Below are 26,206 nucleotides of genomic sequence, written 5' to 3'. Positions count from 1 at the left end.
CAATGCCCGCGCCCCGGTTCCAGACCGCTGCCGCAAGTCAAATCCGCCGGTTCAATCTTTGTTGCGGGCCGCCGTGTAGCGATTGATCGGCATGGAAAGCCCGAGGTTTTCGCGCAAAGTCGTGCCCTCGTATTCCTCGCGGAATAGGCCGCGCCGCCGCAATTCCGGCAGCACCAATTCCGTAAAGTCGACAAGGCTCGCTGGCAGGGTCGGAAACATCAGGATGAACCCATCCGCTGCCCGCGTCTCGAACCATTCCTCCATGAAGTCGGCAATCTGCGCAGGTGTGCCGGTGATGCCATTGCCGGTGTGCTTTTCAGCGTAGTGGCGCACCAGTTCACCCACGGTATGGCCCTTGTTGACAAAGTCGACCAACTCGTCGAACAGCGCCTTCGACCCGCGCGGCGTCTCCGGCAGCTTGTCCATGGGGAAGGGCTTGTCCATGGGCACGCCGGTGAGATCGGCCTCGAGAAACTCCGAGAGCATCAGCCGCCCGACATCGGGGTGCAGCCTGTCGAGCATGAAGTCCACCTTGGCCTGCGCCTCTTCGGCCGTGGCGCCGACGTTGAGGACCACGCCGGGCATGATCTTCAGATCGTCTTCGTTGCGGCCATAGGCGGCCATGCGCCCCTTGACGTTCTTGTAGAAGGCACGGCTGCGCTCGATGTTGGAGGCAAGGCTGAACACCACCTCGGCGGTGCGGGCGGCAAGCTCCATGCCGGGCTCCGACCCGCCGGCCTGGGCGATCACCGGGCGGCCCTGCGGCGAACTGGCGATGTTGAGGGGCCCGCGAACCTGGAAGTGCTTGCCCTTGTGGTCGAGCGTGTGCAGCTTGTCCTTGTCGTAGTAGAGGCCGCTGTCGCGGTCGAGAAGCAGGGCATCCCGCTCGAAACTGTCCCAGAGGCCGAAGACGACATCGACGAACTCCCGGCCGCGCTCATAGCGAACCTCATGCGGATCGAGACCTTCGCGGTTGAAGTTGTAGCCGGTCTCGTTGTGGTCGGAGGTGACGACGTTCCAGCACACCCGCCCCTTCGACAGGTGATCGATCGAGGCAAAGATGCGGGCGACATTGTAGGGCTCGTAATAGCTGGTCGAGACGGTTCCGACCAAGCCAAGCCTTGTGGTGCTGACCGCCAGCGCCGACAGCAGCGAGGTGGGTTCGAAGCGGTTCATCTTGGTCGGCTGACGGGCGAGCGCATCGGCATCGCCGACGGCAGCGGCGGCGGAATCGGCCAGGAACATGAAATCCAGCTTCGCCGCTTCCGACAGCTTGGTGACATTCAACAGATGGCTGAAGTCATTGGCGCCGTTGACGTCGCTGTCGGGATGCAGCCAGGCTGCCGGGTGGAACCCGAATGTGTAGACGAATGTGCCGAGCTTCAACTTGTCCTGGCGTGCCATCGCGGTTCTCTCGCAAGTGTAGGTCTTCTGTCTCGATGGACATCGGACCAGTGGTAATTGCGCGCGCGGCAATGAACAAGCCGGGGAGCGGGTTTACGAGAGACTTTCCGAAGGCGAGGGACGGGCCGATACCCGGCTGGCGGAGAATTCGCGCTGGACGACCGGATTCCGGAGGTCAGTCTGTAGCGAGCGGCGATGGTGACAAGATGGCTTGGCGCCGAGAATTCGCCTCCCTTGCCGACTGGAAGAATGAAAGCTGCCATGGCACTATCACCACGCCCGGCCCGACGGAGAACGCACACAAGCGATTGCTCCTGATCTGCGCAAAACACCAATCGCATGGGTTGAGGCGACGACCCCAGCTTCCCTCATTCCTGTGCTCGTCACAGGAATCCAGGCACGGCGCGTCTGCGCCGTGAGAAGACTCCACGTCAAAGGAAGGGTTTCTCGCCCAAGGACTTGGGCGGCTGGATTCCTGTGACGAGCACAGGAATGAGGTGAGGCAGGGACYGTGCGCKCCGCCAAACGATGCGTCGCTTGCGGCACACCTGGGGATAAACCATCAGGATTTCCCAATGGAATCAATGAAAAWNACATWATTTCATCCCCRCWTTTCCGGSCYSRCCTATACTTCTSCCCGTTCCACCCTCGGATACACCGGTCTGCGTTGCCGGCGAGGTGGGGCCGGTGCTTGTCGGGGTTGCTGTCTACGCAGGCGGTTTCGACAGGAGTCCGCAGAAAATGGATCCCTTCGGGCGGCGGCATCAAGCAGCCCGGCATGCCTGTGTGGCGTAACTCCGGCAGCTTTTTCCCGAAAGGGGACCTGGGTCGGAAACAGAGGATCTGGAGTTGCGGATAAAAAAGCCGAACGGGGCACATCGTGTGTCACCTAAACTAAAAACTTACCAGGCACCCGATGTGCCCCGGCCGATCCGGCCTGCCCAAGGCGGCGAAAGCCTGCCCAAACGGCGAAAAGGATACTGAAATGCCCCATGACACGGACGGAGACCCGCCGCGTGACCGAAGCGGCTTGGCTCCGGGCAACCAGGTCCCATGGAAGAAGCGGGAGGTGCCACCGAACTGCGGTTGAGTGACGCGGTCCGCCTGCGGACCGGCTCCGGCACGCAAAGCGCGGCCCTCCGCCCTTGACTTCCGACACCGATCGTCCGACTTCACAGGAACAGGACAAGGAGCCAGACGATGACCGAAGCGGCTGAGAACACCAAGGCCAAGACCACCATCGACCAGAGCGAGGTCGACCGCTTTTCGGCAATGGCGGCGGAATGGTGGAGCCCGACCGGCAAGTTCAAGCCGCTGCACAAGTTCAACCCGGTGCGGCTCGCCTATATCCGCGATCGCGCCGCCGAGAATTTCGGCCGTGACCCGCGCGCTGCCCGCCCGCTGGAGGGACTGCGCGTCCTCGACATCGGCTGCGGCGGCGGGCTGCTCTCGGAGCCGATGGCACGGATGGGAGCCGAGGTGGTCGGCGCCGACCCGTCGGAAAAGAACATCGGCATCGCCTCCACCCATGCCCGCCAGTCCGGCGTTACGGTCGACTACCGACCCGTCACCGCCGAACAGCTGGCGGCTTCAGGCGAGACCTTCGACATCATCCTCAATATGGAAGTCGTCGAACACGTCTCCGACGTGCCCTTCTTCCTCTCGACCTGCGCCCAGATGGTGCGCCCCGGCGGCATGATGTTCGTTGCCACGATCAACCGGACCATGAAGGCCGCCGCGCTGGCGATTTTCGCGGCCGAAAACGTGCTCCGCTGGCTGCCGCGCGGCACCCATCAATATGAAAAGCTGGTTCGCCCGGAAGAGGTCGAAAAGCCGCTGCTGGAAAACGGCCTCGTCTTCACCGCCCGCACCGGCGTGTTCTTCTCGCCGCTGCAGAACCAGTGGAACCTGTCGAAGGACATGGACGTCAACTACATGATGGTCGCCAAGCGCCCAAAATGACGCGGCCGCAGGCAACGGCCGCTGCTGCGCGCGACGCAGGGTTCTTTGACAGGGTTGATCTTCTATCGCGTCACGGCAACGGCAGTCGAAATCCTGCATCGCGCACGGAATATGGAGCGGAGACGGTTTCGAGGCGGCCGAGCTCGGTCAGTGGATGTCGTCGGGCAGGGTCGGCAACGGCGCGATCTCGATGCCTTCCTCGATCAGCGCGCGGGCTTCGGCCGGCGTTGCCTGGCCGATAATGCCGCGTGCGTCGGCCTCGCCGTAATGGATCTTGCGCGCCTCTTCGGGAAACTGGCCGCCGACATCCTCCGTCGTCGCCTTGATCGCCGCCACCGCTTCCTTGAGCTTGTCGATCGCCTGCTTGCGCACCGCGTCCATCGCCAGCGTCGTCAGCGCCTCCTTGCCCCGCGCGGTCGATACCGACGGCGCCATCAGCATCTTGGTGACGGTGGCCGAGCCGCAGGTCGGGCAGGTGAGGAGACCGCCCTCGACCTGACGGTCGAAATCGGCGCTTTCCGAAAACCATCCCTCGAACTCGTGGCCATGGTCGCAGCTGAGGGCATAGCGGATCACGCGGCAAAGCCTCCGGCCGGCGGTGCTTCGACGGTTTCCAGCGAAAACGCACGGGCGTTTTTCAGATTGGGGATCTTGTCATGGGCAGCCTTGACGGCCGCCACATCGATCTCGGCAACCAGCACCGCTTCCCCGCTGCCGCCGGCGGAGGCAAGCACCCTGCCCCAGGGATCGATGATCATCGAATGACCGAAGGTCTCGCGCCCATCCTCGTGCAGGCCGGCCTGGGCGGCGGCGATAACGAACATGCCGTTTTCAATCGCCCGGGCTCGCAGCAGGATTTCCCAATGAGCCTCGCCCGTTTGACGGGTGAAGGCGGCAGGAATGCTCATCACTTCGGCGCCGGCAACCGCCTGGCTGCGGAACAGCTCCGGGAAGCGCACATCGTAGCAGATCGAGAAGCCGAGCCTGGCGAAGGGGAGCGTCACCACGCGGGCTTCCGCGCCCGGCCTGTAGACGGCGCTCTCGCGCCAGCTCTCGCCATTGTCGAGATCGACGTCGAACATGTGGATCTTGTCGTAGCGGGCAAGCAGCGAGCCGTCCGGGCCGAACAGAAAACCGCGGTTGGCAATCTTGCCATCGTCGAGCGCAATGGCGGTCGAGCCGATATGCAGGTGGATGCCGAGCTCGGCAGCGGCCTTTGCCGCAGCGGCAACGACGAGATCATGCGCCTCGTCGCGCAGGATGGCCCTGAGGCCAGGCCGGTCGCGCTGGATGGCGCCGGTCATTTCAGGCGTCTGGACATAGACCGCGCCCTGGCTTGCCGCCTCGCGCACCAGCCGCACCATGTCGGCGACGTTCTTTTCCGGGTCGATGCCCGAGCACATCTGGATGGCGGCGGCCTTGAAGCGCATTGTCTTGTCCCTCAGGCGGCCAGCAGCGGATCGAGCTTGCCGGCCCGGTCGAGCGCATGCAGGTCGTCGCAGCCGCCGACATGCTGGTCGTCGATGAAGATCTGCGGGAAGGTGCTGCCGCCATTCGACTTGGCGATCATCTCCTGGCGCTTCTCGGGCGAATAGGTTGCATTGTGCTCGACATAGGCGACGCCCTTGGCCTCGAGCAGCGATTTCGCCCTGGCACAATAGCCGCAATATTCGCGCGTATAGATGACGACGGATGCCATGATCACTCCGGATACAAAGAGGTTTTCCCTCATATAGGCATGGCGAGCGCCCTTGCAAAGGTCAAGACGGTGACCTCAGCGGCACCAGCCTTTTTCAGCACCCTTGCAGCCGCCGCGACCGTTGCCCCTGTCGTGTAGACATCGTCGATCAGCACGAGGCGCCTTCCGAACACATCGGGCTCGCGGTTTCGGCCGATCGCGAAGGCACCCCGGACATTGTCCTGCCGGGCACGGGCGCCGAGCCCCACCTGCTGGGTTGTCCGTTTGACGCGCACCAGCGTCGCCGGCAGCAGCGGCTTGCCCGACAGCCGCGCCAGGTGACGGCCAAGCTCGGCCGCCTGGTTGAACTTGCGCGAGAACAGCCGCGTTCGGTGCAGCGGCACCGGGATCAGCCCGTCGCAGGCCGCCACCGCGCCGTCGCTCGCCCGCAGCATCCATTCGGCCATCATCGGCGCCAGATCGATGCGGTCGCGATATTTGAGACCATGCACGAGATCGCGCACCACGCCCTCGTGGATAGCCGCCGAGCGAAGACGGGCAAAAGGTGGCGGGTCGGCGATCGCCTCGGCGCTGAGGATGCCCGGACCGAGATCGTGGGAAAAGGGGCTGCCGAGCACCTCGCAATAGGGCCGCTCGATGAAGCGGATCGTCGACCAGCAGGCCGGGCAGAGGCTGCGATGGGTGCCGGTCGAGGCGCCGCAGGCGGCACAGATCGGCGGATAGAGCAAATCGGCGAGCAACGACCAGGGGCGCAGCAGGCCACGCCCGATCAGCGACGCGGTGATTTCCGGCCTGCCCATCCCCATATATTTGACAATAGCGCCTTCGTGACGTCAAAGCGAAGGGAAACTGCGGCGGCCTCCGCCGCGAATGCATCGAACTGGGACCAGCGCATGGACATCGTCTTCGACCAGGACCTCATTGCCGCCAACCGTCGCCGGGCACTCGCCAGGGGCGACGGCAAGGCCGCCTTCCTGCTCGACATCGCCGCCGAGGAACTGGCCGACCGGCTGTCGCTGGTCGAGCGCAGCTTCGACGAGGCGGTGGAGCTGCACGGCGCCACCGGCGTTGCCGCGCGGTTGGCGATGGCTACCGGCAAGATCGGGACTATCACGCGGATCGAGAGCGAGGATGCGCCATCCTTAGCCGGCGAAAGGGTAATCGTCGCGCCGCCCGAGCGGCTGTCGCTCGCGCCTGACAGCCTCAATCTCGTGCTGTCGCCGCTCGGTCTCCACCTCACCAACGACACGCCCGGCGTCTTCATCCAGGTGAACCGCGCGCTGAAGGCCGACGGGCTGTTCCTCGCCGCCATTCCGGGCGCAGGCTCCCTGCAGGAACTACGCGAGGTGCTGCTGGCAACCGAGATCGAAATCGCGGGTGGGGCAAGTCCGAGGGTCATCCCCTTCCCCGACGTTCGCGACGTCGGCGGGCTGCTGCAAAGAGCGGGCTTTGCGCTGCCGGTCGTCGATGCCGAGACCTACACCGTGCGCTATGCGTCGTTGTTTCCGCTGATGCAGGATCTGCGGGCCATGGGCATGGCCAACCCGCTGGTCGACCGCAGCCGCAAGCCGGTCGGCCGGAACTTCTTTCTGCGCGCCGCGGAGATTTATGCCGAGCGCTTCGCCGATGCCGACGGCCGCATCCGGGCCACGTTCAATATCATCTACGCATCCGGCTGGAAGCCGCACGAAAGCCAGCAGAAGCCGCTGAAGCCGGGCTCCGCCAAGGCGCGCCTGGCCGATGCGCTGAAGGTCGAGGAGCACCCCTTGAAGTCCTGATTAGGGGGCGCTGACCTTGTTGGTGACAATGTTGAATGTATTGGAAATACCGCCTGTCACGAGCGTCAGGCTGCCGATCAGCGCGACACCGATCAGGGTGGCGATCAACCCGTATTCTATGGCCGTAGCTCCGGCCTTATCGGCGAAAAGCTTTCGTACTAAAATCATGCCCCACGTCCTCTGATCCATCCGAAATCAGCGAACCCAATGCCCCCGGCACAAGATCGGCTGAAAGCCGTCAGCAGTTGCTGTCGCTGCCGTATCCCTGCACGACGCAAACCGAACCAGGCTCCTGCTGGAGCACGCTGCGCCGGATCGTGTAGCGCTTGCCGTTTTCGCCCTTGGGGATCGAGCCCGTGGTAATGTCGTCGAACTCAGGCGCGCTTGCAAGCACGCTCGACTTAGACTTGTCGGACAGCATCGGCGTCAGGATCAGCGACAGCGCCACTGCCGCGGTGCCGAACAACAGTGCGATATTCAGCGCCCCTGTCTTGCGAGACTTGGAGGTTACCTGTTCCTTTTCGCGAACGGCCTTCCAGAAATCGTCATCCATTGTGTCAAGCCTCTTTACCGACCACGCCCATCGCTTGATTGAGGTCGATAATTGCCAGAAGGTCTTAAACGATTCATTAATATCCACAGGCAAAACCTCCACAAAAACAGTTGTGAAGAAGTAATTGCTAAATCATGTCTCGAATTAGAGCAGATCCTGCAGGAAGGGGATGAGCGGCGCGTCGGCCGGCGGCATCGGGTAGTCGCGAAGCGCCTGCGGCCGCACCCATTTCACCGCCTGTCCCTCGCGGCCCCGCGGGACGCCCTCGTAACGACGGCAGACATAGAGCGGCATCAACAAATGGAAGGTCTCGTAAGTGTGGCTGGCGAAGGTCAGCGGCGCCAGGCAAGCGACGCGGGTCGTCACCCCCAGCTCCTCGTCGAGTTCGCGGATGAGGCACTCTTCCGGCGTTTCCCCCGGCTCGACCTTGCCGCCCGGAAACTCCCAGAGCCCGGCCAGGCTCTTGCCTTCCGGCCGCTGCGCGAGAAGAATGCGGCCGTCGGCGTCGATCAAGGCGCAGGCAGCGACCAGCAGGATGTTGCGCGCGGCTGTCATGGTCACGCCTCCGGCCGCCAGTAGCGATAACGGTAGGCCTCGCAGAAGCCGATGCCGGCGTAGAGGTTGAGCGCCGGCAAGTTGTCGGCGGAGACCTGCAGCCAGGCGGTCCTGGCGCTGCGGGCTCTCGCCCAGCGAAGCGCAGAGGCGACGATCTCGATACCGAAACCCTTGCGTCGATACTCCGGCGCGACCGATACCGACATCAGCCCGGCCAGATCGTTGTCCTGGACGCAGAGGGTCGTTGCGACCGCGCCGGCTTCCGGATCCTCGATGACGAACAGCCCAGACGGTGGCTTGATGCCGCTGACCACCTCGGCCAGCGCCGGTTTCAGGGCAGGATCGGAGCGATCGACCAGCAGGCTGGCATCGACATAGCGACCGACATCGTGGGTCGGCAGATGATCGAGCGTATCCGGAAGGACCACGTCGACGAGGTCGCAGGTCATGACGATCGTCTCTTCGAAAGCCTCCCAATTCGCTTCCCGCAGCAACGTCATCAGCACCGGCGGCGCCAGCGGCGTTTCGCGCACCACCAGCGGCCGGCCATAGGCTTCGAACTTGCGCTGCGCCTTTTCCAGCCGGATCGCCACGTCGCGGTGGTCGGAGGGATCGAGCGGCACGATCGAATTCAGCCGCTTCGACGGATGCCCGGCCGTCAGCCGCACCTGCCAGCTGCCGTCATACTGGACGGATGAGGCAGGCCAGGCCCGAAAGCCGACGGCTTCGAGCCTGCGCACCAGCGGCAGGGTATTGGACAGGGAATGCAAGGGCATCAAAGGATATCAGCTCCGGTAGTCGCCATTGATGGCAACATATTCCTTGGTGAGGTCGCAGGTCCAGACCGTTGCCTGGCCTTTACCGAGACCGAGCTCGACCTTGACCGGAATATCCTGGCGCTGCATGACGGCCGTTGCCGCAGCTTCCGAATAGCCGGCGTCGCGCTCGCCGTTGACTGCCACGCGGACGTCGCCGAACCAGATGGCAAGCTTGTCGCGGTCGGCCATTTCGCCGGCCTTGCCGACGGCCATGACGATACGGCCCCAGTTGGCGTCTTCGCCGGCAGCCGCCGTCTTGACCAGCGGCGAATTGGCGATCGACAGCGCGATGGTCTTGGCGGCAGCATCGCTCTCGGCACCGGTGACGGTGATCTCGAGCATCTTGGTGGCGCCCTCGCCGTCGCGCACCACCTGCAGCGCCAGATCCTTCAGCAGCGCGTTCAGCGCCGTGCGGAACGAGGCAAGCCGCGGGTCTGTCGCTGTCTCGACGCGCTTCTGGCCATCGGCGGCAGTGGCGCCGGTGGCAAACAGCATCAGCGTGTCGGAGGTCGATGTGTCGCTGTCGACGGTCATAGAATTGAAGGTCGGATCGACCCCGGCCGACAGCAGCGCCTGCAGCGCGGCAGGCGCGATATCGGCATCGGTGACGACGAAGGAGAGCATGGTTGCCATATCGGGAGCGATCATCCCGGCACCCTTGGCAATGCCATTGATCGTGACCGCGATGCCGTCGATCTCGGCGCTGCGGGTGGCTACCTTCGGATAGGTGTCTGTCGTCATGATCGCCTTGGCGGCTTCGAACCAGAAGTCGCCGGTGGCCTCGGCCTGCATCTGGTCGAGCACGCCGGCAAACTTGGTCGCATCGAGCGGCTCGCCGATGACGCCGGTCGAGGCGAGGTAAATCTCGTTCTCGCTACAGCCGACGGCGGAGGCAGCCGACTTGGCGGTGAGTTCGGTCGCCTGGCGACCCTTGACGCCGGTAAAGGCGTTGGCATTGCCGGAATTGACGACGACGGCGCGGGCGGTACCGTGCGAGAGATTCTGGCGGCAGAAATCGACCGGGGCGGAGGGGCATTTCGACTTGGTGAACACACCAGCGACGGCGGCCGGTGCGTCGAACACCATCATCAGCACATCGGTGCGGTTCTTGTACTTGATGCCGGCAGACGCGGTCGCCATGCGCAGGCCGCGCAGCGCCGGAAGAGAGGCGAAGGTTGTCGGGGCAAGCGGAGAGACGGAACCGGACATTTTGATACCTTTGCAATGGAAAGGGCCCGGATGAACCGGGCCTGTTGTATAGGCAGTGCACCGCGTCTCGGCCAAAGCTCTCCTCATTCCTGTGCCTGTCACAGGAATCCAGCCACCGCGCGTCTGCGCGGTGAAAGGAGTCTCTTGCGTTCACGGACTTGAACGCGCTGGATCCCCGCCACAAGGGCGAGGATGAGGGAAGGAGAACCTTCGGCCACGATCATCTCACAGGACAAGGCGAACACATGACCGGCGAGGTGGCCTGAAGAAAGCCTGCTTCCACCTAAGCCGTCAGGGCCCGGATGAACCGAGCCCCGATCGTACTGTTGCTGCTTACGGCTTCGGCGCGTCGGCGGCCGGTGCATCTGCGGCGGGGGCGTCGCCTGCGGCCGCATCCGGCTGCTGCTGCTGCTTGTCAGCATCGGCATAGGCCTTGGCGAGCGCCGGATCGGAGATCTCGACCTTCGAGGCGGTCTTTGCCTGCTTCAGGAGGTCGAGATACTTGTCGCGCATGACGAGCTGCTTGACCTGGTCCTTGACCTGGTCGAACGGCGGAGGAGGCGCATCGCGCTTGTCTTCGACCTTGATGACGTGGAAGCCGAAATCGGTCTTCACAGGCGTCTTGGAATAGGTGCCGACCGGCAGCGAGAAGGCTGCGTCGTCGAATTCCTTGACCATGCGGCCGCGCTGGAAGTAGCCGAGATCGCCACCGTCAGACTTGTTCGGATCGGTCGACTTTTCCTTAGCCACGGCAGCGAAATCCTTGCCGGCGTCGAGTTCCTTGATGACTTCCTTGGCTTCGTCCTCGGTCTTTACCAGGATGTGGCGGGCGTGCACTTCTTCCTGCTTCGGCAGGGCTGCGACTTCCTTGTCGTAGCGTGCCTTGACTTCGGCATCCGTCACGACGTCGACGACATGCTTCTTGAAGTAGGCGTTGTGCAGTTCGCGGTCCTGGAGATAGGCCATGCGGGTCTTGAAGTCAGGGGTGTCCTGGAGCTTCTCGGCGAGAGCGTCCCTGGCCAGCAGCTTGACGTCGATGGCAGCCGAAAGGGCTGCGACCTTCTTCTGGTCGTCAGGCAGCTGGGCCAGCTGCGGATCGAGGTTGGAGATGGCAAGGTCGAGTTCCGACTGGTGGATCTCGAGGTCGCCAACTTTGGCAACGACGGCGTCCGCAGCAAAAGCCGGAGCCTGGAACGCAACGATGGCTGCGAAGGCGACAGCAGCTGCAAGTTTGTTATATCGCGACATGAATTACCCTTTTGAAGTTCCCGCCGGCTTCAACTCGCGTGAATCCGGCCTGAAAAAGCCTTCACCATCAGAATGTGGCCTTTGTGTATCGGCCAATCCCGTTGACATCAATCGACCCCCCTCTTATCTGTCACGCAACCTTGCGTCCAGAACAGTTTCCGGCCGTTTCGGGTCAATCAGCCGATTTTTTCGGGACGGCGATTGCAGGAACGGCGGGATGTAAATTCAGAAAGGGCCAGTCATATGGTCAGCTTTGGTGGAATTGCCCGAAAGTTGTTTGGCTCGTCCAACGACAGGCGCGTGCGTGCGTTTAATCCGAACGTCGCCGCGATCAATGCGCTCGAAGACGATATGCGCAAGCTGTCCGACGAGGAGCTGGCCGGCAAGACCGCTGAGTTCCGCCAGCAGCTGGCCAATGGCAAGACCCTGGACGACCTGCTGGTGCCGGCCTTCGCCGTCGCCCGCGAGGCCTCGCGCCGCGTCCTCGGCATGCGCCCCTTCGACGTCCAGTTGATCGGCGGCATGATCCTGCATTCCAATGCCATCGCCGAGATGAAGACGGGCGAAGGCAAGACGCTGGTCGGAACGCTGCCGGTCTACCTCAACGCACTGCTCGGCAAGGGCGTCCATGTCGTCACCGTCAACGACTATCTCGCACAGCGCGATAGCGCGACGATGGCGCGGCTCTACGGCTTCCTCGGCCTCACCACCGGCGTGATCGTTCACGGCCTGTCGGACGAGGAGCGCAAGGAGGCCTATGCCTGCGACATCACCTATGCCACCAACAATGAGCTCGGCTTCGACTATCTGCGCGACAACATGAAATACGAGCGCGCCCAGATGGTGCAGCGCGACCATTACTATGCGATCGTCGACGAAGTGGACTCGATCCTCGTCGACGAAGCCCGCACGCCACTGATCATCTCCGGCCCGCTCGACGACCGCTCGGACCTCTACACCACCATCGACGCCTTCATTCCGCAGCTCTCCGACGAAGACTACGAAATCGACGAGAAGCAGCGCTCCGCCAACTTCTCGGAAGTCGGCACGGAGAAGCTTGAAAACCTCTTGCGCGAAGCCGGCCTGTTGAAGGGCAACGCCCTCTACGACATCGAAAACGTTGCGATCGTCCACCACGTCAACAACGCTCTGAAGGCCTACAAGCTGTTCAGCCGCGACAAGGACTACATCGTCCGCAACGACGAAGTCGTCATCATCGACGAATTCACCGGCCGCATGATGCCAGGCCGCCGCTATTCGGACGGCCAGCACCAGGCGCTGGAAGCCAAGGAACGGGTCAAGATCCAGCCTGAAAACCAGACGCTGGCGCAGATCACCTTCCAGAACTATTTCCGCATGTACGACAAGCTGGCCGGCATGACCGGCACGGCGCAGACGGAAGCGGAAGAATTCGGCAACATCTACAATCTCGAAGTCATCGAAGTCCCGACCAACCTGCCGATCAAGCGTATCGACCAGGACGACGAGGTCTACCGGACCTTCGAGGAAAAGTTCAACGCCATCACCGCCGACATCATCGAAGCCCACAATCGCGGCCAGCCGGTGCTGGTCGGGACCACCTCGATCGAGAAGTCGGAGCTGCTGGCCGAGCGGATGCGCAGCCAGGGCTTCACCAAGTTCCACATCCTCAACGCCCGCTACCATGAGCAGGAAGCCTATATCGTCGCCCAGGCCGGCGTTCCCGGCGGCGTGACGATCGCCACCAACATGGCCGGCCGCGGCACCGACATCCAGCTCGGCGGCAACCTCGAGATGCGCGTCGAGCGCGAGCTCGGCGAGATGGAGCCCGGCCCCGAGAAGGACGCCGCCATCCAGGCCATCGCCGAGGAGATCAAGGTCTTCAAGCAGCAGGCGATCGACGCCGGCGGCCTCTACGTCATCGCCACCGAGCGCCACGAAAGCCGGCGCATCGACAACCAGCTGCGTGGCCGCTCGGGCCGCCAGGGCGACCCCGGCCGCTCGAAATTCTACCTGTCCCTCCAGGACGACCTGATGCGCATCTTCGGCTCCGACCGCATGGACGGCATGCTGCAGAAGCTCGGGCTCAAGGAAGGCGAGGCAATCGTCCATCCCTGGATCAACAAGGCGCTGGAACGCGCCCAGAAGAAGGTCGAAGCCCGCAATTTCGACATCCGCAAGAACCTGCTCAAGTACGACGACGTCCTCAACGACCAGCGCAAGGTGATCTTCGAGCAGCGCGTCGAGCTGATGGAAGCGACGAACATCTCCGAGACCATTGCCGACATGCGCCACGAGGCCATCGAGGAACTGGTCGCCAAGCATATCCCTGAGCGCGCCTATGCCGAACAGTGGGACATGGCCGGCTTGAAGGTCGAGATCGCCAACCTGCTCGACTTGGACCTGCCCGTCGAGGAATGGGCCAAGGAAGAAGGCATCGGCGAGGACGACATCCGCGAACGCCTGACCGAGATCGCCGACAAGGCAGCTGCCGACAAGGCCGAGCGTTTCGGCCCCGAGATCATGCACTATGTCGAACGCTCGATCATCCTACAGACGCTCGACGGTCTGTGGCGCGAGCACATCGTCAACCTCGACCACCTGCGCTCTGTCGTCGGCTTCCGCGGCTATGCCCAGCGCGATCCGCTGCAGGAATACAAGTCGGAATCCTTCGAGCTGTTCCAGTCGCTGCTCAACAACCTGCGCCAGGCCGTGACGGCCCAGCTGGCGCGGGTCGAGCTGGTGCAGCAGCCGCGCGAACCGGAGCCGGGCTTCATGGAAGCCCACCACATAGACGCAACGACGGGCGAGGACGAGTTCGCCCTGCTGCAGCCGCCGACCGAGATGGTCGTGCCGCCGGAAAACCGCGATCCGGAAAATCCGGCGACCTGGGGTCGCGTCGGCCGCAACGAACTCTGCCCCTGCGGCTCCGGCAAGAAGTACAAGCACTGCCACGGTGCATTCGAGACAGAGCCGGAAGGCACCACCGTCGTCTGATCCAAAATGCCGCCTCCGGGCGGCATTTTTGTTTCAGCGACCCGGCTGCCAGATGACCCCGACGATGTCGATCTCAGTTGGGGAAAAGCATCGCGCGGAACCGTTTTTTAACCCTAACCAGTTAGGACTGGTAAAGATTTAGAACGGTATGCCGAGTATTGCGTGTGATCGAGGCGTTCGACGAAACAGCTGAAAAACTGCTGCCCTCGGGCCTGTGGACGAGAGTGTCCTCGGTGCCGTCGCGGCTTTCGGCTATTCTTACGGCGCGCGGCGAGCAGGATGCTTCGAGGCGCATGGCGCTGGTCGCCTTCATCATCCGCATTGCCAGCGCGGCGCTGGCCTTCGTCTCACAAATTGTCCTTGCCCGCGCCATGGGCGAATTCGAATACGGCATCTTCGTCTTCGTCTGGGTGCTGGTCATCATCCTCGGCAATCTGTCCTGCGTCGGCTTCCACACCGCCATCATCCGCTTCCTGCCGCAATACAAGCTCTCCGGCGACATGGCCTTGCTCCGGGGGCTTACCAGCACCGCCCGGAGGTTCGCGCTTGTTTCGGCCGGCGGCCTTGCGCTTGCCGGCATGGTCGCGCTGCATTTCGCGCGCCAGTCGATGGAGCCCTATTATGTCCTGCCGGTCTTCATCGGGCTGTTGATCATGCCGCTGATCGCCCTTGGCGACATTCTCGACGGCACATCCCGCGCCAACCACTGGCCGGTCATGGCGCTGAGCCCCACCTTCCTCATCCGCCCGATCCTGATCCTCGTCTTCATGGTCGGTGCCGTGCTTTCGGGAGCGCCGCACAGCGCCGTCACCGCGACTGAGGCAGCGCTGGCCGCCACGCTCATCACCACGCTCGGGCAACTGCTCGCCGTCACGCTACGCCTGCGCCGCCACGTTCCGGCCGGGCCACGGGAAATCGCCTTTTCGACCTGGATGGGCGTCGCCTTTCCGATCTTCCTGATCGAAGGCGTCGGCTATCTGCTGACCAATTCGGACGTCATCGTCGTCGGCCTGTTTCTGCCGCCGGAGCAGGTGGCGATCTATTTTGCCGCCGCCAAGACCATGGCGCTGGTGCACTTCGTCTATTTCTCGGTCAAGGCCGCCGCCGGACCGCGATTTGCAGCGATCATCGCCGAGGGCGACCGGGGAAAGCTTGCCGCCTTCGCCGCGCAGGCGACCCGCTGGGCCTTCTGGCCCTCGCTTGCCGTCGGCCTCCTGGTGCTGGCAGCAGGCGATTTCCTGCTATCGCTGTTCGGCGCTGCCTTCATGGCGGGCCACGTCGTCATGGCCGTGCTACTGGCCGGCATCCTTGCCAAAGCCTTGGTCGGCCCCGGCGAAGTGCTGCTGATGATGGCAGGCCGGCAGCTTCTATGCGCCTGGCTCTACGGTGTGGCGCTCGCAGCCAACCTCGGCCTCAACCTGCTGCTCATCCCGCACCTCGGCATCGAGGGCGCGGCGATCGCCACGGCCTCGGCCATGGGGGTCGAGGCACTGCTGCTGCATCTAGCCGTGCGCCGGACGCTCGGCATCGTGCTTTTCGCCTTCGGCCGAGCTGCACCGACATCTCTGACTGTGAAGGCATTCCCCTGATGGCGCGTCCCCCGATGACCGAAAGCACCGACAGCATGGCCAATCCGATGATGCACGAACTCGCCTCTTTGCGCTTTGACGCCGAGCCGCGCGCCGAGGCGCATATCGAAATCGGACGGCCGGGCCGGGAGCTCTGCCTCTATCCGGCAAGGCTCGGCTACGATCTGCAGGACGAGCTGGACTTCCTGTCCAACCGCGCCATGGAGCCGAACGTGTTCTTCTCGGCCCGATTCCTCGCGCCTGCCATGCCCCGCATCGAGGAGCGGCAGGTGCGCATGGCGCTCATCCGCGACCGTAAGCCCAATAGCAGCCGGATGCGCCTGCTCATGCCCTTTTCCATCGATAAGCCGGGCTTTGCCGTCGGCCCTTCGATCATCCGCGTCTGGTCCAACAATTTCGGGCCGCTCGGCACGCCGCTGGTCGATGGCGAAGACGCCGCCGAAACCCTGGACAACCTGTTGGAAGGCCTGCTCCGCCGGGAGCTGCAACTGCCGACCACCCTGGTGATGCCGGACGTGCGGCTGAACGGCCCCCTCGTCCAGATGCTCAAGGCCGTCGCCATCGGCCGCAACCTGCCGGTGACGGTCGCCAATCCCTATGAGCGGCCTATGCTGCATAGCTCGCAGGAGGCGCTCGACTACCTGACGGCGGCGATTTCACCGAGCCATCTGCGCGAGATGCGCCGCCAGTGGCGCCTGCTGGAGAAACAGGGCGAGCTCGTCTACAACGTCGCCCGCCAACCGGGCGAGATCCACCGCCGGATGGAAGAGTTCATGGCGATCGAGGCCGCCGGCTGGAAGGGCAAGAAGCGCAGCGCTATGGTGCTCGACCGCCATCACGCGGCTTTCGCGCGCGAGGCGATTTCCAATCTCGCCGCCGTCGACGCCGTGCGTATCCACACCATCGACCTCGACGGCAAGGCCATTGCCTCGATGATCGTGCTGATGATGGGCGGCGAGGCCTACACCTGGAAGACCGCCTACAACGAAGAATTCGCCCGCTATTCGCCGGGCAAGCTGTTGATGGGCGAGCTGACCGAATGGCAGCTCGACGACGCCAATATTGTTCGCTCGGATAGCTGCGCCGTGTCGGACCATCCGATCATGAGCCGGTTCTGGCGCGAGCGCGAGGACATGGGCACGCTGATCGTCGGCCTCACCCAGAACAGCGACCGCGACGTCCGCCAGGCCGCCGCCCAGCTGCACATGTACCGCAGCACCCGCAACATGGCCAAGGCCCTGCGCGACCGGATCCTGTCGCTGACGAGGCGGTGAAGACCGACTGGCCATCGCTGCAGGGCGGCGATGCCCTCGACCGGCGTTGGTCCAGGCCACACATCATGGCAGAGCCGATCCGCGTCTGCTCATTAGGACACACGCTTAAATCGCATCCCCAATGTCGAAGCGTGCGATCCTGTTGCCGTCCATGCGGAAGATATGGGTCACCGTCTTGTCCTTAAGGCCGTGGGTCTGACCACTGAGCGGCCGACCATCCAGATCGAACACCGACTGGATTACCTCCACAGCGACGAGACCATCCCCCGGCTCGCTAAAATTGATCGGCTCCACATGAGGGCTAACGACGGCCCATTGGCTGGTCCAGTAGCTCCGGACGCCCTGATGCCCGTGAACGTGGCCGCCATCCATGCCGTTGGCCCAGGCGACATCGTCGGCAAGCGCGGAAAGGACACCATCGATGTCCCGGGCATTGAAGCGGTCGTATAGGCTTTTTATAAGCGCGATGTTGGCTTTCGACATCATATGTCCTCAAAACGGGTTGCTGGCTGTCGATCGGCATCAAACAGCATTGCATGGGATTACCTGGCTAGATATATATGTGCATATGTATTTCGGTCAAGTGTAGGTGGAGGGTGGCGAATGGCTGAAGACGTCTTGTTAACGCCGGGGCATCTCGTCGGTCTTGCGGCGCGTGGCTTCGCCCGCCTTAGTGAGGCGCGCTTGAAACCGCACGGTTTTGGCGTCGGGCAATTGCCGGTGCTGGTAGCGTTGCAGGACGGCAAGGCCAGCACCCAGCGCGATCTCGCCCGCTTCGCCAAGGTCGAACAACCGCCGATGGCACAGATGCTGGCCCGCATGGAGCGGGACGGCTTGATCGAGCGCACGCGGGACGCGGCCGACGGTCGGAGTAGCCACATTGTTCTGACAAGCACCGCGCGGCAACGGATGCCCGGGGCCATCACTACGCTGTTCCAGGGAAATGCCGAGGCGATGAGCGGCTTCACGCCGGAAGAAGCGACACAATTCGTCGACCTGCTGACACGGCTCATCGCAAATCTCGACCGAATGGCCGGCGCCGAACCGTCGAAAATCTCGTAGCGTTCAGGTCGCCGTCTCTTTCCCGTTGGCAGGACCACGGACATCGGTCGTCATGCGACTGCGCCGCGGCACGACCGTATCTTTGGCTGGGCTGCAAACACTTATGCGTGAACCCCTACCCGGCACTGCCGCCTGGGCCTAGCTTTCACTCCACCGCGGCCGGTCGCGATGTATTGGCTGTCTCGATTTCAGCACCAATGGAGTAGAACGATGGATTATGTGAAATTCGGCCCGACGGGCCTTGAGGTCTCGCGCATCTGCCTCGGCTGCATGACCTATGGCGAGCCCGATCGCGGCAACCATGCCTGGACGATGACGGAGGAGGCGAGCCGCCCGCTGCTGCGCCAGGCGGTCGAACTCGGGATCAATTTCTGGGACACCGCCAATGCCTATTCCGATGGCAGCTCGGAAGAGATCGTCGGCCGCGCCATCAAGCAGTTTTCGCACCGCGAGGACATCGTGCTGGCGACCAAGGTGTTCAACCGCATGCGCCCCGGCCCCAATGGCGCCGGCCTGTCGCGCAAGGCGATCTTCGACGAGATCGACAACAGCCTGCGCCGCCTCGGCACCGACTATGTCGACCTCTATCAGATCCACCGCTTCGATCACGCAACCCCGATCGAGGAAACGCTGGAAGCCCTGCATGACGTGGTGAAGGCCGGCAAGGCGCGCTATATCGGCGCCTCGTCGATGCATGCCTGGGAATTCGCCAAGGCCGTCTATATCTCCAGGATGAACGGCTGGACCCAGTTCGTCAGCATGCAGGACCACCTCAATCTGCTCTACCGCGAGGAAGAGCGCGAGATGCTGCCCTTCTGCGAGGACCAGAGGATCGCCGTCATTCCCTGGAGCCCGCTGGCGCGCGGCCGCCTCACCCGCGACTGGAACGAAAGCACCTCGCGCCAGGAAAGCGACCAGTTCGGCAAGACGCTCTACAACCAGGCAATCGACAGCGACAAGCAGATCATCGATGCCGTCGGCGCGCTGGCCAAGGCCCGCGGCGTGTCGCGCGCCCAGATCGGCCTGGCCTGGGTCGCCCAGAAGAGCGCCGTCACCGCCCCCATCGTCGGCGCCTCCAAGCCGCATCACCTGACCGATGCCGTCGCCGCGCTGTCGGTAAAACTGACGGCGGAAGAAATCGCCACCCTCGAGGCACCCTATGTGCCGCGCGGCATCGCCGGCTTCGAGTAAGCCGGCGCGGTCGGGGCGGCAGGCATGACCCCACCGCCCCGACGACATCACTGCCACTGCCGGCTGCGGCCGACAGCCTCTAGCGTTAGCAGGCCTGCAGCCGGCAGGCGACCGCCCGTCGGTTCCTGCGGCCGGTCACCACGGCAAGCTGCCGTGCTCGTCCTGGAAGAGACCCAAGGCATCGTTTGCCGTCGCAAGGGCGAGCCGTACCGGGGCCGCAGCACCCTCTGCCGCCGAGCGGTTGCCCATATGGCCGTTGAGATCGGTCTGGGTCAGGCCGGGGCAGACCGACACCGCCGTGATGCGGGTGTCGCGCAGCTCGTTGGCCAGCTGCACCGTCAGCATGTTGAGTGCTGCCTTGGACGTGTTGTAGCCGGCGAGGCGAACCTCGTATCCCGAATAGGCGGGGTCGTTGTTGAGCTTCAGCGAGCCGAGCGTGCTGGACACATTGACGATCCGCCCGGCTTCCGACTTGCGCAGCAGCGGCAGCACGCCTTGCGTCACCGCCAGCGCGCCGAAGAAATTCGTCTCCAGCGTCTGGCGAACGACATCAATCGGAACCGTGCCCGGCGCGCCATCGCCAACGACCGAGATGCCGGCATTGTTGACGAGAATGTCGAGACGGCCGTGCTCCGTGGCGATTTTTGCCGCAGCAGCAGCGACACTGTCCGGATCGCAGATGTCAAGCGGGATGAAGGCCACCGTCAGACCCTCGGCCACCAGCCTGTCCGCCGCGGCTGCCCCGCGGGCGGCATCCCTTGCGCCCAGAAGCACCGATACGCCGGCCTGCGCCAGCTGCCGTGCGATCTCATATCCGATGCCCTTGTTGGCGCCGGTCACCAGCGCGATGCGTTCAACTGTGTCAGCCATGGAAATTTCCTTGTAAACCGCGATCACATGATCGATCTAAGGATACGAACAATCCTTCAGGTTTTGAATTCGCATATGACCGGCGCCCCCTCCCTGCCCTTCAATGCCCGCAAAGAGCCGCGTCAGGCCCGCTCGGCGACGACGGTGGAGGCGATCTACGAAGCGACGATTCAGGTTTTGCTGACCGAGGGACCGATCCGGCTGACGACGACCCGCGTGGCCAGCCGCGCCGGCGTTTCCGTCGGCACGCTCTACCAGTATTTCCCGAACAAGCAGTCGCTGTTCTATGCCGTCAACCAGCGCTACCTGGAGGGGCTGGCCGACCGCGTCGAGGCTGCCTGCCTGATGCATCAGGGACGGTCCTATATCGAGATGGCCGAGGCGCTGGTGAGAACCTACATCGCGGTCAAGATCGACCGGCGGGATGTGACACGCGTGCTCTACCTTGCCGCCGCCGAGATCAGCGTCGCCGACCTCGTCGAACAAATGAACCAGAGGGTCGAGGCCGCCAGCGAGGCGATGTTTTGCAGCGCCTCAGACGCCACCTTCGACAATCTTGCCACCGTCAACCTGACGATCCTCAATGTGCTCTTTGGCACGGTGCGCAGTTTTTTCGACCGCGATATGGCCGACCTGCTCGAAGAGACCATATCGGCGCAGCTGGTCGCGATGTTCCGCACCGCGCTCGAGGCTGCCAGATCGCCGGTGCTTCCGTTGGATCGAGACACCCCCCTGGCGGCCGATCGGCCCTAGGAAGGGTGCATGACGCAAGGCCACAGTTGGGCCGCAATCGCCGTCGAGGTTGGGCAGGCGGATTGCATAGGATCTCCCATGTCCACCATTGCCTTCGATGCCCGACGCTTCCAGTCGACCGCCGCCTACTATCTGCGCTACCGCGTTCCCTATCCCGACAGGCTGATCGCGCGCGTCGCCAACCGATGCGGCCTGAAGATCGGCGATCCGCTGCTCGACCTCGGCTGCGGCCCGGCCCAGCTCGGCATCGCCTTTGCCAGGCTCGGCGCTGATGTGACGGCGATGGATCCGGAGCCGGAGATGCTGGCTGCCGCGCGTGAAGGGGCACGGGAAGCCGGCGTTGAGATTGTTGTGCGCCAGGGCTCATCCTACGATCTCGGCCCCGACATCGGCCCCCTGAAGCTTGCGGTGATGGGGCGCTCCTTCCACTGGATGGATCGTGCCGCCACGCTGGATGCGCTCGACAGGCTGGTGGTGCCGGGCGGCGCTGTCGTGCTGTTTCACGACACCCACATCGCCATGAACCCCGATGGTCGCAAGATCATCCAGCAGCTCGGCGAAACCTTCTCGCCGGAGCGCAGCGCCGACAGCGCCGTCAGGCGCAGCAGCGAATGGCCGCGGCACGAAAGCATCCTGCTGCGCTCCACCTTCAACAATCTCGAGAGCATCGGCATCATACAGGAGCGCCATCCTGGCATCGACGATCTCGTCGGGCGCGCCTTTTCCATGTCCACCACGTCGCCGCAGGTGCTCGGCGAGGCCGCAGCACCCTTCGAGGCGGCCCTGCGCCAGGCGCTGTCCGAGGCGGCGCCCGATGGCAAGTTTACCGAGATCGTCGAATCCAAGGCCCTGCTGGCCTTCCGCAGCGAATAGAAGACGGCGGGGGTGCTAGCCTTGTCGGCGCAACAGCTGGCGATGGGTGGCAGCCAGAAATTCGTCGGCCATATCGGCATCGTCCATGGCCCGGGCGAGGATGACAGCGCCCATCATGGCCGAGAGGGTGGCCAGTGCCGTGGCGCGGCGCGCCTGCGGCGTCTCGCCTTCAACGATCCCGGCCAAGACATCCGCCAGATCGTTCAGGCCGCCGGAAAAGGTCGATTGCAGGCCGGCGCCCTGGCAGCTGACCTCTTGGACCAGCGACGCGAACACGCAGGCCCGGCTCTGCAGGTTGCGCCGCGACAGGTAGTGGCGGAGAAGCGCCTCGAGCGGATCGCCCTCGGCCGTGTCGACGATCTCCAACCAGCGCAGCCGGGTCTTTTCGACCAGCACCCGGCTCGCTTCGAAGGCAAGGCTCTCCTTCGAATCGAAATGACGGTAGAAACCACCATGGGTGAGCCGGCGGCCTTCATGATATCGGCGACCCCGATGCCGTCGAACCCCTTCTCGCGGAACAGGTCGCAGGCTACATTGAGGATCCGGGCCCTGTTCTCGGCGAATTTCTCGTGGCTCACGCGCATCGGCCTGCCCCATCGGATTGCATCTTGACAATTTAGATGACCACCATCATCAATGCAAGATATATGACGCCAATCATCTAAGCCACGCCCGGCGGTTTTGCTGGACTTTGCCGCGAAGACTGGCGAAGTTGCCGCCGAAACAATCCGCGCCCGCAGTCCCGGCCGGCCCGCGATCACTGGAACAGTCCCATGGTGTCTACCGTTCTCGCCTCGACGCTTGCCCGCCGCAACATCCACTATGGCTGGGTCGTGGTCGGCGCCACCTTCCTGACCATGCTGGTCACCGCCGGCGCCATGGGCGCGCCCGGCGTGCTGATCAAGCCGCTGCAGGACGAGTTCGGCTGGAGCACCTCGTCGATCTCCTCGGCGCTGGCCATCCGGCTGGTGCTATTCGGCCTGATGGGACCCTTTGCGGCGGCCTTCATGAACCGTTTCGGCGTGCGCAACGTCATCATCTTCGCGCTCTCAACGGTCGCTATCGGCTTCATCGGCTCGCTGTTCATGACCGAGCTCTGGCAGCTCTTGCTGTTCTGGGGGATCATCGTCGGCTTCGGCACCGGGCTGACCGCCATGGTGCTGGCCGCCACGGTCTCGGCCCGCTGGTTCAGCAAGCATCGCGGCCTTGTCGTCGGCATGCTGTCGGCAAGCTCGGCCACCGGCCAGCTGGTCTTCCTGCCGCTGATGGCCGAGCTGACCCAGCGCTATGGCTGGCGCACCACCGTCGTCTTCGTCTGCGCCATGCTGGCCGTTGCCGCCGTCGTCGTGCTCGGCCTGATGCGCGACCGGCCGGCAGACCTCGCGCTGCCGATCTATGGCGACGCCAAGATTACCCCGGCCCCTCCCCTCAACAAGAGCCTGTCAGCCATGCTGATGTCGCCGCTGCTGGCGCTCAAGGAAGTCTCGCGCAGCTCGACCTTCTGGATCCTGTTTGCCACCTTCTTCATCTGCGGGCTCAGCACCAACGGCCTGATCCAGACGCATTTCGTCACACTCTGCGGCGATTACGGCATCCTGCCGGTGGCAGCCGCCAGCGTCCTTGCCGTCATGGGCATCTTCGACTTCTTCGGCACGATCGGCTCCGGCTGGCTCTCCGACCGGTTCGACAATCGCTGGCTCCTGTTCTGGTATTACGGCCTGCGCGGGCTTGCCCTGCTCTTCCTGCCGTTCAGCCAGTTCGGCTTCTACGGCCTGTCGATCTTCGCCGTCTTCTACGGGCTGGACTGGATCGCCACCGTGCCGCCGACGGTCAAGATTGCCGCCGACCGTTTCGGCCCGGAAAAGGCTGGCCTGGTGTTCGGCTGGATCTTCACCGGCCACCAGCTGGGTGCTGCCACCGCCGCCTTCGGGGCAGGCCTGTCGCGCACCGCGCTCGACAGCTACCTGCCCGCCTTCTTCGTTGCCGGCGCCTTCTGCCTGCTGGCCGCGATCCTGGCGATAACGCTGAACAAACCCGGCATCACGCTGCGCACGGCAACCGCGGCCCACTAAGCCTGACGAACCGGCCGGCGCGCGACTGCCGGCCCTATCGGCAAACGCCAACCAATGGAAATTGCCGGCAAGCAGCCTTCACCGTCTTGCGCCTGAAGCCGGTCGCATGGTAGAGACCCGGCTCGTCGGTATCCGTTGCCCCATTGGCGGAATTGGTAGACGCGCTCGACTCAAAATCGAGTTTCGCAAGAAGTGCTGGTTCGACTCCGGCATGGGGCACCACCACTGTTTTTTGACGTTGAAAAGACTGTTATTTCAGCGCAAAACATCCAGAAAACACGCACGCCCTTAAAAGGCTGGACACTTTTGTTGGTCCTTTGATCACTCGGTCTTCCTGATTTTCGCTATTAAAAAGCCCCATGGCACCGTCTGCAAGACGCCGCTGATTTGCGGCTTTCATGGATCTGGTGACTTCCTTTGATGTGGTGCGGCCGGTAACCGACATAATTTGGCGTTGGGTTGCGCAGGTCATGCGCTGCAATGAGGCAACTTAGCTTCCGTGCAGCGCGTGCAGATATAGTTGCCGAAACCGGCCGACGAAAAGGGCTAGCCGAATTCCCTCACCAGAAAACTTGGATCACCAAATGTGCTCACATCGATAATCTTCTGCAGCTCCGGGTGAATTGAGATCTTAAGCGTGATCGGCTTACGGTTTCGGCCTTTCAACTGCGTGAACTTGATACGGCCGGCGTTCACTCTGCCTCCGACCAGGTGTGGTAGTGCACGTATTGGCTTGGGAAATATGCGACGTCGCGAGCGGGATTGGTGGCGTCAGCCCCACCTCTTTGGCGGTCGTGAATATCGCGACGTCGATCTCGCGACTTTAGGGTTGCAACTCAGTCAACGTCGTCGCCGTACACGTCTTCCTTCACCCCGACCTCATCTATAATCTCTTCCCAGGGCCACTTGATCGTCGCAAACTTTCTGTACAGCAGCAACTGCTTGTCAACGACGCTGACTTTTTCGTCCAGTGTGTCGTATGCGATAACGAGCCCACGGCCCCCCTCATCTATCTGCAGTTCAGGAAAGCGCGTTAGAACCGTCTTAAGATTTCCATATTGCACTCGTGGCTGCCTCGCATGCGCTACGGCGTGAAGAGCCTTCGCCGACAAGCCGTTAACGAGGTCGCTGTCTGAAGCGCTCATTATGGCGGCCATTGCGTGCGCATAAATGCCGGTAGAGTTTTTTCTGTTGCGAATGCCGTCCGAGACCCTTTTTGCGAAGGCTTGGTAAAGCATATTCAATTGCTCGGCGACGTGCATGGCTGCATCATGAACGAACTTGTCATCAGCGAGCAAAAGTTCAGTTCCAGCTTCCTCGCCCTTCTCGATTCCGAGTTCATCGTCAATCATGCGCAGGGTGAGTTTCTGGAGGAGGCCCACACTACCGTAGGATATTTCGGATAGCTCATCGGCAACTTTGTCGGAAAGCCTGAGGTTCAGATAACCGCACCCTTGCGTTAAAACTCGCTTTAGTTCTTCAGGCTGCCACGTAACTGAGAGCTCTTCAATCCGGTCAGCCAGATCTGGGTTGAGGGTAATGAGCATATTTTCGCTGATCCAAACGCCAACGATCATCACGAAAGTATTGTAATCCCAGAGAGTTTTGAGATCGTAAGAGAACTTCTTTTGTTCCTCAGTCTTGAGATAGTGAAAATCTTCGATAACAAGCGTTCTTCCCGAAGCTTTGATCAGCGTTGATACGAACTTCAAGTCGTTGATATCACGCCCCAAGATCTTTTTTGTGATCTCAGTTCTCGTCTCGCCTTCTAACTCCAGCTCGGCGGAAACCTTTGTCAAAAGAGGAATGCCGGCCTCCGCTACACCTGTCACATGCCCGGTAAGGGTCTTGCCGGTTTTGTGCTCAATCTCAACCGATATCCCCAACTCAGCCAATGCATCTTTGTAAATATCAACGACATCATAGGATAGCCGACACTGAATGATAATCGGATTAGACAGAACCTTCTGCCGTAACCAAGATTTTCCCGACTTAGAAGCGCCTCGGACCGCGATATGAGTTTGTTGCCGCCCTAGCAGTTTTGCCAATTCTGTATCTAAATTTTTTCTGTCTACGTAAGAATAATCACTTAAGGTTGGTCGGATTCCAAAAATATCTGAAGTTTTCATTGAACGCCTCCGCAGCAAAATTTTTTAATGGGTGCTGCAGCATTACGTGTACCCAACGACTCTTGTACAATCAACCTTGAAGGTGATGAAGGGACAGAATGGGTTGGGCACTTTTATAAAAATCAAAGTGTAAATATACAGTGATTGAGTGTCCAGAGCGATCTCAACGCATGGAAATATACAGAAATTTC

General features: G+C 62.6%; 23 protein-coding genes, 1 tRNA gene and 2 pseudogenes. 11 read left to right on the top strand and 15 right to left on the bottom strand.

From position 1 onward, the window contains the following. Window positions 1-51: 51 nt before the first annotated feature. Window positions 52-1,404, bottom strand: coding sequence for an LLM class flavin-dependent oxidoreductase (locus VH564_RS07905; protein ID WP_423339255.1), 1,353 nt, complete (start codon window positions 1,402-1,404; stop codon window positions 52-54). Between the two features lie 1,200 nt (window positions 1,405-2,604). On the opposite strand from VH564_RS07905, the gene ubiG reads away from it, so the two are divergent. After that, a complete protein-coding gene (ubiG, locus tag VH564_RS07900; RefSeq protein ID WP_423339254.1) occupies window positions 2,605-3,366 on the top strand; it encodes a bifunctional 2-polyprenyl-6-hydroxyphenol methylase/3-demethylubiquinol 3-O-methyltransferase UbiG in 762 nt (253 codons plus the stop codon). 147 nt (window positions 3,367-3,513) lie between these two features. On the opposite strand, the gene VH564_RS07895 is transcribed toward ubiG, so the two are convergent. The 4 genes from VH564_RS07895 to VH564_RS07880 are packed head-to-tail and all read right to left on the bottom strand — an operon-like array spanning window position 3,514 to window position 5,871. Continuing rightward, entirely contained in the window at window positions 3,514-3,942 is a 429-nt protein-coding gene (locus tag VH564_RS07895; protein WP_423339253.1) for a DUF1178 family protein, read from the bottom strand. Next, window positions 3,939-4,796 (bottom strand): carbon-nitrogen hydrolase family protein, encoded by an 858-nt coding sequence (locus tag VH564_RS07890; protein ID WP_423339252.1) that lies wholly within the window; start codon window positions 4,794-4,796, stop codon window positions 3,939-3,941. The genes VH564_RS07895 and VH564_RS07890 overlap by 4 nt, the downstream gene beginning before the upstream one ends. Window positions 4,797-4,807: 11 nt before the next feature. Continuing rightward, window positions 4,808-5,065: a glutaredoxin 3 gene (gene grxC / locus VH564_RS07885; RefSeq protein WP_423339251.1), complete on the bottom strand. Its 258-nt coding sequence runs from the start codon at window positions 5,063-5,065 to the stop codon at window positions 4,808-4,810. 29 nt (window positions 5,066-5,094) lie between these two features. Beyond that, the gene (locus VH564_RS07880; protein ID WP_423339250.1) at window positions 5,095-5,871 is read right to left on the bottom strand and encodes a ComF family protein; all 777 of its coding nucleotides are present in this window, start codon (window positions 5,869-5,871) and stop codon (window positions 5,095-5,097) included. 87 nt (window positions 5,872-5,958) lie between these two features. On the opposite strand from VH564_RS07880, the gene VH564_RS07875 reads away from it, so the two are divergent. Next, window positions 5,959-6,843: an SAM-dependent methyltransferase gene (locus tag VH564_RS07875; RefSeq protein ID WP_423339249.1), complete on the top strand. Its 885-nt coding sequence runs from the start codon at window positions 5,959-5,961 to the stop codon at window positions 6,841-6,843. Here VH564_RS07875 and VH564_RS07870 read toward each other — a convergent pair whose 3' ends face one another. From VH564_RS07870 to VH564_RS07845, 6 genes and pseudogenes are all read right to left on the bottom strand, one after another. Next, window positions 6,844-7,011 carry a Flp family type IVb pilin gene (locus tag VH564_RS07870; RefSeq protein WP_423339248.1) on the bottom strand — a complete coding sequence of 56 codons (168 nt, stop codon included), beginning with the start codon at window positions 7,009-7,011 and terminating at the stop codon, window positions 6,844-6,846. Window positions 7,012-7,081: 70 nt separating this feature from the next. Then, window positions 7,082-7,396: a hypothetical protein gene (locus tag VH564_RS07865; RefSeq protein ID WP_423339247.1), complete on the bottom strand. Its 315-nt coding sequence runs from the start codon at window positions 7,394-7,396 to the stop codon at window positions 7,082-7,084. Between the two features lie 144 nt (window positions 7,397-7,540). Then, window positions 7,541-7,951: an 8-oxo-dGTP diphosphatase MutT gene (gene mutT, locus VH564_RS07860; protein ID WP_423339246.1), complete on the bottom strand. Its 411-nt coding sequence runs from the start codon at window positions 7,949-7,951 to the stop codon at window positions 7,541-7,543. Between the two features lie 2 nt (window positions 7,952-7,953). Continuing rightward, window positions 7,954-8,756 (bottom strand): annotated as a pseudogene (locus tag VH564_RS07855) (GNAT family N-acetyltransferase). Continuing rightward, the gene (gene argJ / locus VH564_RS07850; protein ID WP_423339245.1) at window positions 8,737-9,978 is read right to left on the bottom strand and encodes a bifunctional glutamate N-acetyltransferase/amino-acid acetyltransferase ArgJ; all 1,242 of its coding nucleotides are present in this window, start codon (window positions 9,976-9,978) and stop codon (window positions 8,737-8,739) included. Before argJ ends, VH564_RS07855 begins: the two are co-directional and overlap by 20 nt. 333 nt (window positions 9,979-10,311) lie before the next feature. Then, window positions 10,312-11,226, bottom strand: a complete 915-nt coding sequence (locus VH564_RS07845; RefSeq protein ID WP_423339244.1) for a peptidylprolyl isomerase — start codon at window positions 11,224-11,226, stop codon at window positions 10,312-10,314. 243 nt (window positions 11,227-11,469) lie between these two features. Between VH564_RS07845 and secA the strand changes: the two genes are divergently transcribed. The 3 genes from secA (at window position 11,470) to VH564_RS07830 (ending at window position 17,065) form a co-directional block, all read left to right on the top strand. Further along, window positions 11,470-14,202, top strand: a complete 2,733-nt coding sequence (secA, locus tag VH564_RS07840; RefSeq protein ID WP_423339243.1) for a preprotein translocase subunit SecA — start codon at window positions 11,470-11,472, stop codon at window positions 14,200-14,202. Between the two features lie 164 nt (window positions 14,203-14,366). Next, window positions 14,367-15,791 carry a lipopolysaccharide biosynthesis protein gene (locus tag VH564_RS07835; RefSeq protein WP_423339242.1) on the top strand — a complete coding sequence of 475 codons (1,425 nt, stop codon included), beginning with the start codon at window positions 14,367-14,369 and terminating at the stop codon, window positions 15,789-15,791. Further along, the gene (locus VH564_RS07830; RefSeq protein ID WP_423339241.1) at window positions 15,791-17,065 is read left to right on the top strand and encodes a GNAT family N-acetyltransferase; all 1,275 of its coding nucleotides are present in this window, start codon (window positions 15,791-15,793) and stop codon (window positions 17,063-17,065) included. The genes VH564_RS07835 and VH564_RS07830 overlap by 1 nt, the downstream gene beginning before the upstream one ends. Before the next feature lie 105 nt (window positions 17,066-17,170). On the opposite strand, the gene VH564_RS07825 is transcribed toward VH564_RS07830, so the two are convergent. Beyond that, the gene (locus VH564_RS07825; protein ID WP_423339240.1) at window positions 17,171-17,548 is read right to left on the bottom strand and encodes a nuclear transport factor 2 family protein; all 378 of its coding nucleotides are present in this window, start codon (window positions 17,546-17,548) and stop codon (window positions 17,171-17,173) included. 120 nt (window positions 17,549-17,668) lie between these two features. On the opposite strand from VH564_RS07825, the gene VH564_RS07820 reads away from it, so the two are divergent. Both VH564_RS07820 and VH564_RS07815 read left to right on the top strand, forming a co-directional pair. Beyond that, window positions 17,669-18,127 (top strand): MarR family winged helix-turn-helix transcriptional regulator, encoded by a 459-nt coding sequence (locus VH564_RS07820; protein WP_423339239.1) that lies wholly within the window; start codon window positions 17,669-17,671, stop codon window positions 18,125-18,127. 210 nt (window positions 18,128-18,337) lie between these two features. Next, the gene (locus VH564_RS07815; protein WP_423339238.1) at window positions 18,338-19,318 is read left to right on the top strand and encodes an aldo/keto reductase; all 981 of its coding nucleotides are present in this window, start codon (window positions 18,338-18,340) and stop codon (window positions 19,316-19,318) included. A 135-nt stretch (window positions 19,319-19,453) separates the two neighbouring features. Here the strand turns inward: VH564_RS07815 and VH564_RS07810 are convergent, their stop codons facing one another. Next, complete coding sequence (locus tag VH564_RS07810; RefSeq protein ID WP_423339237.1) at window positions 19,454-20,188, bottom strand: SDR family NAD(P)-dependent oxidoreductase; 735 nt, start codon at window positions 20,186-20,188, stop codon at window positions 19,454-19,456. A gap of 75 nt (window positions 20,189-20,263) precedes the next feature. Between VH564_RS07810 and VH564_RS07805 the strand changes: the two genes are divergently transcribed. Together VH564_RS07805 and VH564_RS07800 are read left to right on the top strand one after the other, a co-directional pair. Then, the gene (locus VH564_RS07805; protein WP_423339236.1) at window positions 20,264-20,941 is read left to right on the top strand and encodes a TetR/AcrR family transcriptional regulator; all 678 of its coding nucleotides are present in this window, start codon (window positions 20,264-20,266) and stop codon (window positions 20,939-20,941) included. A gap of 78 nt (window positions 20,942-21,019) precedes the next feature. Continuing rightward, the gene (locus tag VH564_RS07800; protein ID WP_423339235.1) at window positions 21,020-21,814 is read left to right on the top strand and encodes a class I SAM-dependent methyltransferase; all 795 of its coding nucleotides are present in this window, start codon (window positions 21,020-21,022) and stop codon (window positions 21,812-21,814) included. A 15-nt stretch (window positions 21,815-21,829) separates the two neighbouring features. Here the strand turns inward: VH564_RS07800 and VH564_RS07795 are convergent. After that, window positions 21,830-22,398, bottom strand: a pseudogene (locus VH564_RS07795) (TetR/AcrR family transcriptional regulator). A gap of 189 nt (window positions 22,399-22,587) precedes the next feature. On the opposite strand from VH564_RS07795, the gene VH564_RS07790 reads away from it, so the two are divergent. Next, window positions 22,588-23,886 (top strand): MFS transporter, encoded by a 1,299-nt coding sequence (locus VH564_RS07790; protein ID WP_423339234.1) that lies wholly within the window; start codon window positions 22,588-22,590, stop codon window positions 23,884-23,886. A gap of 137 nt (window positions 23,887-24,023) precedes the next feature. Then, window positions 24,024-24,108: transfer RNA gene (locus tag VH564_RS07785), tRNA-Leu, on the top strand. A 614-nt stretch (window positions 24,109-24,722) separates the two neighbouring features. Here VH564_RS07785 and VH564_RS07780 read toward each other — a convergent pair. Continuing rightward, the gene (locus VH564_RS07780; protein ID WP_423339233.1) at window positions 24,723-26,015 is read right to left on the bottom strand and encodes a hypothetical protein; all 1,293 of its coding nucleotides are present in this window, start codon (window positions 26,013-26,015) and stop codon (window positions 24,723-24,725) included. Window positions 26,016-26,206 lie beyond the last annotated feature (191 nt).

Source organism: Rhizobium sp. HT1-10 (assembly GCF_049472505.1).
Lineage (GTDB): Bacteria > Pseudomonadota > Alphaproteobacteria > Rhizobiales > Rhizobiaceae > Rhizobium.
The sequence above is the reverse complement of the archived record's forward strand: the minus strand, read 5'-3'. Positions and strand labels throughout refer to the sequence as shown.